This window comes from Burkholderia sp. HAN2018, assembly GCF_024704855.1.
Lineage (GTDB): Bacteria > Pseudomonadota > Gammaproteobacteria > Burkholderiales > Burkholderiaceae > Burkholderia > Burkholderia cepacia.
Genome location: NZ_QOBB01000022.1, coordinates 55,131 through 65,744, shown reverse-complemented (window position 1 = coordinate 65,744; position 10,614 = coordinate 55,131). Strand labels below are relative to the sequence as shown.

The following is a 10,614-nucleotide window of genomic DNA, read 5'->3' as shown; positions in this document are numbered from 1 at the left end:
CCGCTCGGGCCGCCAGTCGCGCGGGCGGCGCTTGCGCCGGCGGATCGGGAGGCCGCGGCCGGGCGGAGCGGCAGGCAGATCGGCGGTGTCGCGGCATTCGACGGGCGGCGGGGTGAGGCAGGGTGACAGCATGCTCGAAACTCCATTGGCGGCGGGCGGTGTGCGCGACGTCGTCGCACTTTCCGCCTTGCGCGCTCAGGTGACTTACAATATTGGCTTTGCGCCGGGCCTTTCGGCCGTATCGGGCGCCGACCGAACGAGTAATTCATGAGCCTCATCGATCTATCCGAAGTGAAGCCCGGTTCCCACGTCACGTTGCATTACCGGCTGGCACTGGCCGACGGCGCCGACATCGTCAACACCTTCACCGACAAGCCGGCCACGCTGCTGCTCGGCGCGGGGCAACTGGCGCCGTCGCTGGAACAGATTCTGATCGGGCTCAGGGTCGGCGACCATTCGACTTTTCAGCTAACGCCCGAACAGGGGTTCGGTCCCCGCAATCCCGACATGCTCCAGCGCGTCACGCTGTCGACGCTGCGCGAGAACGGGATGGTCGGCGACGATTTCACGCCGGGCGAACTGATCGAGTTCAATGCGCCGGACGGCGGCCGGTACGCGGGGGTGCTGAAGGAAGTCAGCGAAACCTCGGCACTGTTCGACTTCAATCATCCGCTCGCGGGCCAAGCGCTCACGTTCGAAGTGAAAATCATCGGAATCCTGTAATCATGAGCACCACCGATACGCTGTCCGGGCAGACCGTCGCAGCCGACGCCGAAATCCTGCTGGCCCAGCCGCGCGGTTTTTGCGCGGGTGTCGATCGCGCGATCGAGATCGTCGAGCGCGCAATCGCGATGCACGGTGCGCCGATCTACGTTCGTCACGAAATCGTCCACAACAAGTACGTGGTCGAGGATCTGAAGAAGAAAGGCGCGATCTTCGTCGAGGAACTCGAGGAAGTGCCGGCCGGCAATACCGTGATCTTCAGTGCGCACGGCGTGTCGAAGGCCGTGCGCGACGAGGCCGACGTGCGCGGGTTGCGCATTTACGACGCAACCTGCCCGCTCGTCACGAAGGTGCACGTCGAAGTGGCGAAGATGCGCCAGGACGGCGTCGATATCGTGATGATTGGCCACAAGGGCCATCCGGAAGTCGAAGGCACGATGGGGCAGGTCGAGCGCGGCATGCATCTCGTCGAGAGCGTCGAGGACGTGCAGAAGCTCGAGCTCGCCGATCCCGAGCGCATCGCGCTCGTCACGCAGACGACGCTGTCCGTCGACGATGCAGCCGAGATCATCGGCGCGTTGAAGGCCAAGTATCCGAAAATCCGCGAGCCGAAGAAGCAGGACATCTGCTACGCGACGCAGAACCGCCAGGACGCAGTGAAGTTCATGGCGCCGCAATGCGACGTCGTGATCGTCGTCGGCAGCCCGAACAGCTCGAATTCGAGCCGCCTGCGCGAAGTGGCCGAGAAGCGCGGCGTGGACGCCTACATGGTCGATGCACCTGACCAGATCGACCCGGCATGGGTCGCGGGCAAGCGCCGCATCGGCGTGACGGCCGGCGCGTCGGCACCCGAAGTGCTCGCCCAGGCCGTGATCGCGCGCCTGCGCGAGCTCGGTGTGCGCAACGTCCGCGCGCTCGAAGGCATCGAGGAAAACGTGTCGTTTCCGCTGCCGCGCGGGTTGAACCTGCCGCCCGCTGCGTGATTGACGCAGCGCACCTGCGGACACACCGAAGCGCGCCTCCCGGCGCGCTTTTTTTTACCCGTTGGAATTGCAATCGCAACCATTCTCCGCATTCATGGTGCAACCGGGTTGCTCCTGTCGTTTTCAAGCGTCTCTCAAAATTGGTTGCAATGCAGGAAAACCCCATCGAATCAGGATTATTGGCGTCCTATAAATGGAGTTACAATGCGCCCGTTTTCAGGCCTGAATGGCTTTGAAATCGGGTTTTGGCAAGGCGCGGGAGACCATTCGATGCATGTGAAGTTGGCTTACGCCGTGTCCGTCGCCGCACCGGTTGCAATGCTTGCCGGTTGCAGCAAAAAGAGCGACGGCGGGGCGGGGAGGGAGGCTGCGGTGTTCGCGGCACCGTCGGCCAGCGGCGTGCGCGTCGCCGGAACCGTTCGTGCGGCACCGTTCGCGTGCCGCATCGCGCAATTGGGCAAGGACAAAGAAAACGGGGCACGTTTGGCGATCGAGGAAATCAACGCGCTTGGCCTGGCGAACGGTCAAGCAGCGGGCACGCAGGTTGCAATGCAGCAAGCCGCCGGTCGTGGCGTGACAGCGACCGTGCGCGCCGATCGACGCAGGCCGGCCATGGTGCCCGGCGCTGCGGGCAGCGTGCCGATGTCGCTGGCCCCCTTTCATTTCGATTCGACGAAACAGCGTGTTGCCGCGAGCAATGGTGTCGCGGCGCGCGGCCTGATTCGTACGATGGATTCCGACGCAGTCCTGACGAATGTCGGGCGCGGCGTTCGCGGTGCCTTGCGGGGCGGCGCGACACGGAATCCGATCTGCCCGGATGCGGGGCTCGCCTCGCACCGGACGGGAAAAGGCACGGATGCCGGGCAACCGGACGATGGCCGTCTCGGCATGCTGCCCTACGACTTCAAGGAGGCCACGAACACCGTCCTCGATGTCGTGACGATTTAGCGACGGGACTCATGACGGCACCGGAACAGTGCGGTGCCGTTTCTGTATCCGCTCCGGCGGCAAGTCCGGCCGTACAGGCCGGGCGGCGCGCGCCGGGACGATCCACCCTTACCGGTATCGACTAGTACCCGCAGTGTCGCCGAGAAGGCGCGATTCCTCGCTTACCCGCGGGGCGCACCGTCCTCCGGCAGCACGGGCCAAGGAGCTTTAAATGGATATTTTCGTCCAGCAGGTTCTCAACGGGCTGGTGCTCGGCAGTGTCTACGCCATCATCGCGTTGGGCTACACGATGGTGTACGGCATTCTCGGCATCATCAACTTCGCGCACGGCGACGTGCTGATGATCGGCGCGATGGTCGCCTTGTCGGCCATCACCGTGCTGCAGAACCATTTCCCCGGACTCGGCAACGTCGCGACGCTGACGATCGGCCTGGGCATCGCCGCCGTCGTCTGTGCGTTCGTCGGCTTCACGATCGAGCGGGTCGCATACCGGCCGCTGCGCCGCGCACCGCGCCTCGCCCCGCTGATCACCGCGATCGGCGTGTCGATCCTGCTGCAGACCGCCGCGATGATCATCTGGTCGCGCAACCCGCTGCCGTTCCCCCAATTGCTGCCGACCGATCCGATCAACGTGATCAAGGCGACCGACACGACGCCCGGCGCCGTGATCTCGGTTACTGAAATCGTGATCATCGCGGTGGCGTTCATCGTGATGGGCGGCCTGCTGCTGCTCGTGCACAAGACCAAGCTCGGCCGCGCGATGCGCGCGATCGCCGAAAGCCCGAACACCGCGAGCCTGATGGGCGTGAACCCGAACTTCGTGATCTCGGCGACGTTCATGATCGGCTCCGCGCTCGCCGCGCTGGCCGGCGTGATGATCGCGTCCGAATACGGCAACGTGCACTTCTACATGGGCTTCATCCCCGGCATGAAGGCATTCACGGCCGCGGTGCTGGGCGGGATCGGCAACCTCGGCGGCGCAATGGTCGGCGGCGTGCTGCTCGGCCTGATCGAGCAGCTCGGGGCCGGCTACATCGGCAACCTCACGGGCGGTGTTTTCGGCAGTAACTACCAGGACGTGTTCGCCTTCGTCGTGCTGATCATCGTGCTGGTGTTCCGTCCGTCCGGCCTGTTGGGCGAACGTGTCGCGGATCGCGCGTAACGGAAGGGAGCAAACAACATGACATCCATTCAACCGATTGAATCCTCGACGTCGCTCGTCGAAGAGCGCAACACCGCCAAGACCGTCATCATCGGCATCCTGACCGCTGCGTTCGTGATCGCCGCGCCGATCATCATCGGCTCGGCCGGCGGCAACTACTGGGTCCGCGTGCTCGACTTCGCGATGCTGTACGTGATGCTCGCGCTGGGCCTGAACGTGGTGGTCGGCTTCGCCGGCCTGCTCGACCTCGGCTACATCGCGTTCTACGCGGTGGGCGCGTACACGGCGGCATTGCTGAGCTCGCCGCACCTGACCTCGCAGTTCGAGTGGATCGCGGCGCTCGCGCCGAACGGCCTGCACATCCCGTTCCTGATCATCGTGCCGATCGCGATGGCGCTGGCGGCGACCTTCGGGATCCTGCTCGGCGCGCCGACACTGCGCCTGCGCGGCGACTACCTGGCGATCGTGACGTTGGGCTTCGGTGAAATCGTCCGGATCTTCATGAACAACCTCGACCGTCCGGTGAACATCACCAACGGCCCGAAGGGGATCACGGGCATCGATCCGGTGCACGTCGGCGGCTTCAACCTGTCGCAGACGCACTCGCTGTTCGGCCTGCAGCTGCCGTCGGTCTACATGTATTACTACCTGTTCGTGCTGTGCTCGCTGCTGGTGATCTGGGTGTGTACGCGCCTGCAGCACTCGCGTATCGGTCGTGCCTGGGCAGCCATCCGCGAAGACGAAATCGCGGCGAAGGCGATGGGCATCAACACCCGCAACGTGAAGCTGCTCGCGTTCGCGATGGGCGCGTCGTTCGGCGGCCTGTCGGGCGCGATGTTCGGTGCGTTCCAGGGCTTCGTGTCGCCCGAGTCGTTCACGTTCTGGGAATCGATCGTCGTGCTCGCCTGCGTGGTGCTCGGCGGCATGGGCCACATCCCGGGCGTGATCCTGGGCGCGGTGCTGCTCGCGATCTTCCCGGAATTCCTGCGCTCGACGATGAGCCCGTTGCAGCACGCGCTGTTCGGTCACGACGTCGTCGATACGGAAGTGATCCGTCAGGCGCTGTACGGCCTCGCGATGGTGGTCATCATGCTGTACCGCTCGGAAGGCCTGTGGCCCGCGCCGAAGCATGAGGACAAGATCGCGAAACTGGCGAAGCGCAACAGCAAGAAGCCGGTGCGCGCTTAACCTACGGACACAGGGGATATACACATGAGCGACAAGCAAATCCGACTGTCCGTCAAGGGCGTGAACAAGCGCTTCGGTGGCCTGCAGGCGCTGTCCGACGTCGGCCTCGAGATCAAGGAAGGCGAGATCTACGGGCTGATCGGCCCGAACGGCGCCGGCAAGACGACGTTCTTCAACGTGATCACGGGCCTCTACACGCCGGACTCCGGCGAGTTCAAGCTCGACGGCTCGGAATACAAGCCGACCGCGGTGCACCAGGTCGCGAAGACGGGCATCGCGCGCACGTTCCAGAACATCCGCCTGTTCGGCGGGATGACGGCCCTCGAGAACGTGATGGTGGGCCGCCACGTGCGTACCAAGCACGGGCTGCTCGGCGCGGTGTTCCAGACGCCGGCCGAACGCCAGGAAGAGCGCGAGATCAAGGAACGCGCGATCGAGCTGCTCGAATACGTCGGTGTGCTGCAGTACGCCGACTACACGTCGCGCAACCTCTCGTACGGCCACCAGCGCCGTCTCGAGATCGCGCGCGCGCTGGCGACCGACCCGAAGCTGCTCGCGCTCGACGAGCCGGCGGCCGGGATGAACGCGACCGAAAAGGTCGAACTCACGCGCCTGCTCGACAAGATCCGCTCGGACGGCCGCACGATTCTGCTGATCGAGCACGACGTGAAGCTCGTGATGGGGTTGTGCAACCGGATGACGGTGCTCGATTACGGCAAGGTGATCGCCGAGGGTCTGCCGCAGGACGTGCAGAAGAATCCGAAGGTGATTGAGGCATATCTCGGCGCAGGGGTGCACTGATGGCAGCGGCAATGTTGAAAATCAAGGGCTTGCAGGTCAACTACGGCGGCATCCAGGCCGTCAAGGGCGTTGACATGGAAGTCCGTCAGGGCGAGCTCGTGACGCTGATCGGCGCGAACGGCGCAGGCAAGACCACGACGATGAAGGCGATCACGGGTCTCAAGCCGTATTCGGCAGGCGACATCGAGTACGACGGCAAGTCGATCAAGGGCGTGCCGACCCACGAGCTGCTCAAGCGCGGCCTCGCGATGGTGCCGGAAGGTCGCGGGATCTTCGCGCGGATGTCGATCGTCGAGAACATGCAGATGGGCGCGTACCTGCGCAACGACACCGAGCAGATCAAGAAGGACGTCGACCGCATGTTCGGCTTCTTCCCGCGTCTGAAGGAGCGTGCGACGCAGCTCGCGGGCACGCTGTCGGGCGGTGAGCAGCAGATGCTGGCGATGTCGCGCGCGATCCTGTCGAAGCCGAAGCTGCTGCTGCTCGACGAGCCGTCGATGGGCCTGTCGCCGATCATGGTCGAGAAGATCTTCGAAGTGGTGCGCGAGATCTCGAAGGAGGGCATCACGGTGCTGCTCGTCGAGCAGAACGCACGCCTCGCGCTGCAGGCGGCCGACCGCGGCTACGTGATGGATTCGGGCACGGTCACGATGGAAGGCGATGCGAAGCAGATGCTCGACGATCCGAAGGTGCGGGCCGCGTATCTCGGTGAATGAGTGAGTGAATGAGCGGGCCCGGTGGCGTGCGACGGCAGGTGCCGGGCGCGTCGCACACGGGCTGTCGAAAGGCTGTCACGGGATGCCGTGACAGCCTTTTTTTTCGTGTCATGCGATCCGGGGCGAACTTGTGCGTGCGGGCGCGACTCCATTCGACTGTTGCGCCGCGCACGCGACGCGGGAACGATGGGGCAGGGCCGCCCGAAGCCGGTCGCCCGAAGCCGGTCGCCCGAAGCCGGTCGCCCGAAGTCGGTCGCCTGCAAACCGACACACGGGCCGTGTAGCATCGACGGCTCATCGGGACACGGAGAGCACGCATGAGTCTGGGCTACGGTTTCGTGAAGGCGAAGGTGACATCGGTGGCGAAGCTGAAGGGCTCGCCGCACGGCAGCGAGATCCAGTATCACATCCACCTGACGCTGGCGTTGCCGGGCGGCAACTGGGACGTCGCGATCAACGTCGGCACCAGCGACGCGGACGACTTGCTGAACTACAAGCTCGTCTACGATTTCCACCACCCGATCACGCAGACGCTCGCGGCCGCGGCCGAAGGCTATACCGACCTGACGGGGCAGGCCGCATTGCCCGCGCTCGACTACCTGCGCAGCGACATCCTGAACGAAACGGGAGCGTGGCGCGCGAGCGCCGTGATGGACGGCACGGAGAATCCGGAGCCGATCCCGTCGCTGCTGCGGCTCGTGAACGCCGCGCAGTCGCAGGGGCTCGACGTCGTCGTGTTCGGCCGCTCGTATGCCGAAGGCAACGGCATCCACGACACGCACATGAACCAGGGTTCGACCGGCTCGAACTACGTGCACCGTGCGGGCGACGACCACAACGACCACAACGACATCTGGCAGGACGGCGCGCTGATCGTGCGCGTGAGCGACACGCAGTGGGCCGCATATTTCGCCGCGTTCGAGCAGCAGGCCGTGCCGACCGACGCGCTCGGCAATCCGCTGCCGGGCGCGGGGCCGATCACGCGCTGAGATCGCCGGCGGCCGGCTTTCGCGTCATGCGGCCGGCAGCGTCTTGCCGAACGAGATGCGTTCCTCGACGCGGTAGCCGAGCGCCGCGTAGAAGCGGCACGCGTCGTCGTTGCCCGGCAGCACCTGCAGGTTGATCTTCAGGCAGCCGCGCGCGGCGAGCGCGCGTTCTGCATGCGCGATCAGCGCGCGGCCGATGCCGAGCCGCCGCGCGTCGTTCGATACGCCGAACGAGTAGAGCCAGCCGCGATGTCCGTCGAAACCCGCCATCAGCGTGCCGACGACGCGTGCGCCGCTGGTCGCGACGAAAAACAGCTCCGGCTGCGTCGCGAGCTTCAGCTCGATCGATCGCATCGGATCGCGGTGCGGCGGCGCACCGGCTTCGTCGTACTGCGGGAACGCGTCGCGCCATACCGCGAGCACGGCATCGGTGTCGGCGTGTTCGAACGGGCGGATTGCGACAGCATCGGCGGCGGCATCCATCGGCGGGCTCTCCTCAGAGCGTGTCGAGAACCGACCGCAGCATCGCCATCATCTGGTCGATCTCTTCGGTCGTCACGTTCAGTGCGGGCATGAAGCGCAGCAGGTTCGGCCGCGCGGCGTTCAGCAGCAGGCCGTCGGGCTGCATGTCGCGTGCCTTCTCGACGATCTGCGGGCCGATGTCCTTGCCGAGCAGCAGCGCGCGCAGCAGGCCTTCGCCGCGTTCGCCTTCGAAACCGCGCTCTTCCGACAGCTCGAGCAGCTTGCGCTTCAGGTATTCGCTGCGCGCGCGCACGCCTTCGAGGAAGCCGGGCGCGACGAGCTGCGAGATCACCGAATAGCCGACCGCCGTCATCAGCGGGTTGCCGTTGTACGTGCCGCCCTGGTCGCCGGCCTCGAACACCGCGACCTCGGCCTTCGACAGCAGCGCGCCGAGCGGGGCGCCGCCGCCGATGCCTTTCGCGAGCGTCATGACGTCCGGCTCGATGCCGGACAGCTCGTACGCGAACAGCGTGCCCGCGCGGCCGCAGCCGCTTTGCACCTCGTCGACGATCAGCAGCAGGTTGTGCTGCTTCGTCAGCGCGCGCAGCGCCTGCATGAATTCGCGCGTCGCCGGAATCACGCCGCCTTCACCCTGGATCGGCTCGAGCATCACTGCGACGGTCTTGTCGGTGATCAGCCTCTCGACCGAGTTGATGTCGTTGAGCTCGGCCTTCGGGAAGCCCGGCACCTGCGGTGCGTAGATCGTGTCCCAGCCCGGCTTGCCGCTGGCCGACATCGTCGCGAGCGTGCGGCCGTGGAAGCTGTGGTCGAACGTGATGATCTCGTAGGCGCCGTTCTTGAACTTGCGGCCCCACTTGCGCGCGAGCTTGATCGCGCCTTCGTTTGCCTCCGCGCCGCTGTTCGTGAAGAACACCTTGTCGAACACGCTGTGCTGCGTGAGCAGGCCCGCGAGCTTCGCCATCGGTTCGTTGTAGAACGCGGGCGACGGGTTCAGCAGCTTTTCCGCCTGGGTCTTCAGCGCTTCGACGATGCCGTCGTTGCAGTGGCCGAGGCTGTTGACGGCCCAGCCCTGGATGAAGTCCAGATAGCGCTTGCCCGTGTGATCGTAGAGCCACGAACCCTTGCCGTGCGTAAACACGATGTCGGGGCGGTTCGTGATGTACATCAGCGAGTCGATCGGATAATCGTTCAGGGGCATGGCAGCAGACTCCAGCGGGCGTTGAAAGGGAAACAGGCAATAAAAAAGCCACGGAAGGCCGTGGCTGGTGGGTCGAACAGCTTGTGCGTAACCGGTGAGGCGGTGTGGGGGTTACGCGCGAGTCCGTGACGAGCCTGCGGCATCCGGGCGGAGCGGCGAGCGGCGACGTCGAAGGGCGGACAGGAAGCAGTTCATGTGCGCAAGCATAAGGCATCCCGCGCCTCACTGTAAACCGCCGCGATGCCACGGATGTGACATCGCGGTGCGCAACGCGGGACGCGGGTGCGCGGGTGTCAGACCGGATGCGCGAGATCGGCGGCGCTCGTGAACGAGTCGGCGTAGAACTCGTCGGCCGGCAGCGCGTGGTGCTGCGTGAAGTCGCGTTGCGCGGATTCGACCATCACCGGCGCGCCGCACGCGTACACCTGGTAGCCCGACAGGTCAGGCAGATCCTCGATCACGGCGCGATGGACGAAGCCGGTGCGGCCCGTCCACTGGTCGCCGGCGTCCGGCTCGGAGAGCACCGGCACGTACTTGAAGTTCGGGATCTCGCGTGCCCACTGCTCGGCGAGCTCGTCGAGGTAGATGTCCTTCTTGCGGCGCGCGCCCCAGTAGAGCGTCATCGGGCGCGTGATGCCCGTGTGCTTCACGTGCTCGATGATCGCCTTGATCGGTGCGAAGCCCGTACCCGATGCGAGCAGCACGATCGGCTTGTCGGAATCCTCGCGCAGGAAGAACGTGCCGAGCGGGCCCTCGAAGCGCAGGATGTCACGCTCCTTCATCGCGCCGAACACGTGGTCGGTGAACTTGCCGCCCGGCATGTGGCGGATGTGCAGCTCGATCGGGCCTTCCTCGTGCGGCGCGTTCGCCATCGAGTAGCTGCGGCGCGAGCCGTCCTTCAGGATGAACTCGACGTACTGGCCCGCGAGATACTGCAGGCGTTCGTTGGCGGGCAACTGCAGCTTCACGACCATCACGTCGTCGGCCTTGCGCTCGAGCGCGGCGATCCGGCACGGCAGCTTCTTGACCTGCACGCCGTCGACGCCGGCGATTTCGCGCACGTCGATTTCGAGATCGCACTGCGCCTTCGAGCAGCACAGCAGCGCGAGGCCGCGCGTGCGCTCGTCGTTGGACAGCGCCGACGCGGCGTGCGGGCCCTGTTCGATCTGGCCCGACACGATCTGGCCCTTGCAGGAGCCGCACGCGCCGTTCTTGCAGCCGTACGGCAGATGGACGTTCTGGCGCAGCGCAGCCGCCAGCACGGTTTCATCCGACTCGACCTGGAATTGCCGGCCGCTTTGCTTGAGAGTGACGTTGAATGCCATAGAACCAAACTAGAACAAAATGTGGGGACCGTGCATGTCGAGCACGGCAGCTACAATGCAAGCCCGTTGCGCGTCGCGCAACGGTGGCTACTGATTTCGCA

Annotated in this window: 11 protein-coding genes; 8 read left to right on the top strand and 3 right to left on the bottom strand. The window is 65.3% G+C overall.

The genetic code is table 11. The features are described from left to right. Window positions 1-267: 267 nt before the first annotated feature. The 8 genes from DPV74_RS08050 (at window position 268) to DPV74_RS08015 (ending at window position 7,510) form a co-directional block, all read left to right on the top strand. Window positions 268-723: a peptidylprolyl isomerase gene (locus tag DPV74_RS08050; protein ID WP_027786673.1), complete on the top strand. Its 456-nt coding sequence runs from the start codon at window positions 268-270 to the stop codon at window positions 721-723. 2 nt (window positions 724-725) lie between these two features. Then, window positions 726-1,706: a 4-hydroxy-3-methylbut-2-enyl diphosphate reductase gene (gene ispH, locus DPV74_RS08045; protein ID WP_021160756.1), complete on the top strand. Its 981-nt coding sequence runs from the start codon at window positions 726-728 to the stop codon at window positions 1,704-1,706. 204 nt (window positions 1,707-1,910) lie between these two features. Then, window positions 1,911-2,654, top strand: a complete 744-nt coding sequence (locus DPV74_RS08040; protein WP_240439941.1) for an amino acid-binding protein — start codon at window positions 1,911-1,913, stop codon at window positions 2,652-2,654. A gap of 211 nt (window positions 2,655-2,865) precedes the next feature. Beyond that, on the top strand, window positions 2,866-3,816 hold the full coding sequence (locus DPV74_RS08035) for a branched-chain amino acid ABC transporter permease (protein WP_006478051.1): 951 nt from the start codon (window positions 2,866-2,868) through the stop codon (window positions 3,814-3,816). A gap of 18 nt (window positions 3,817-3,834) precedes the next feature. Beyond that, window positions 3,835-5,004, top strand: a complete 1,170-nt coding sequence (locus DPV74_RS08030; protein WP_027786675.1) for an ABC transporter ATP-binding protein — start codon at window positions 3,835-3,837, stop codon at window positions 5,002-5,004. Between the two features lie 24 nt (window positions 5,005-5,028). Beyond that, a complete protein-coding gene (locus DPV74_RS08025) occupies window positions 5,029-5,805 on the top strand; it encodes an ABC transporter ATP-binding protein (protein WP_021160760.1) in 777 nt (258 codons plus the stop codon). Next, window positions 5,805-6,521, top strand: coding sequence for an ABC transporter ATP-binding protein (locus DPV74_RS08020; protein ID WP_027786676.1), 717 nt, complete (start codon window positions 5,805-5,807; stop codon window positions 6,519-6,521). The genes DPV74_RS08025 and DPV74_RS08020 overlap by 1 nt, the downstream gene beginning before the upstream one ends. Window positions 6,522-6,838: 317 nt before the next feature. Then, window positions 6,839-7,510: a DUF2278 family protein gene (locus DPV74_RS08015; protein WP_119336933.1), complete on the top strand. Its 672-nt coding sequence runs from the start codon at window positions 6,839-6,841 to the stop codon at window positions 7,508-7,510. Between the two features lie 24 nt (window positions 7,511-7,534). Here DPV74_RS08015 and DPV74_RS08010 read toward each other — a convergent pair whose 3' ends face one another. The 3 genes from DPV74_RS08010 to DPV74_RS08000 form a co-directional block, all read right to left on the bottom strand. Further along, window positions 7,535-7,990, bottom strand: a complete 456-nt coding sequence (locus DPV74_RS08010) for a GNAT family acetyltransferase (RefSeq protein WP_119336932.1) — start codon at window positions 7,988-7,990, stop codon at window positions 7,535-7,537. A gap of 13 nt (window positions 7,991-8,003) precedes the next feature. Then, window positions 8,004-9,188: an acetylornithine transaminase gene (locus DPV74_RS08005; protein WP_027786679.1), complete on the bottom strand. Its 1,185-nt coding sequence runs from the start codon at window positions 9,186-9,188 to the stop codon at window positions 8,004-8,006. Between the two features lie 293 nt (window positions 9,189-9,481). Next, window positions 9,482-10,513 (bottom strand): CDP-6-deoxy-delta-3,4-glucoseen reductase, encoded by a 1,032-nt coding sequence (locus DPV74_RS08000; RefSeq protein WP_021160764.1) that lies wholly within the window; start codon window positions 10,511-10,513, stop codon window positions 9,482-9,484. Window positions 10,514-10,614: the final 101 nt, after the last annotated feature.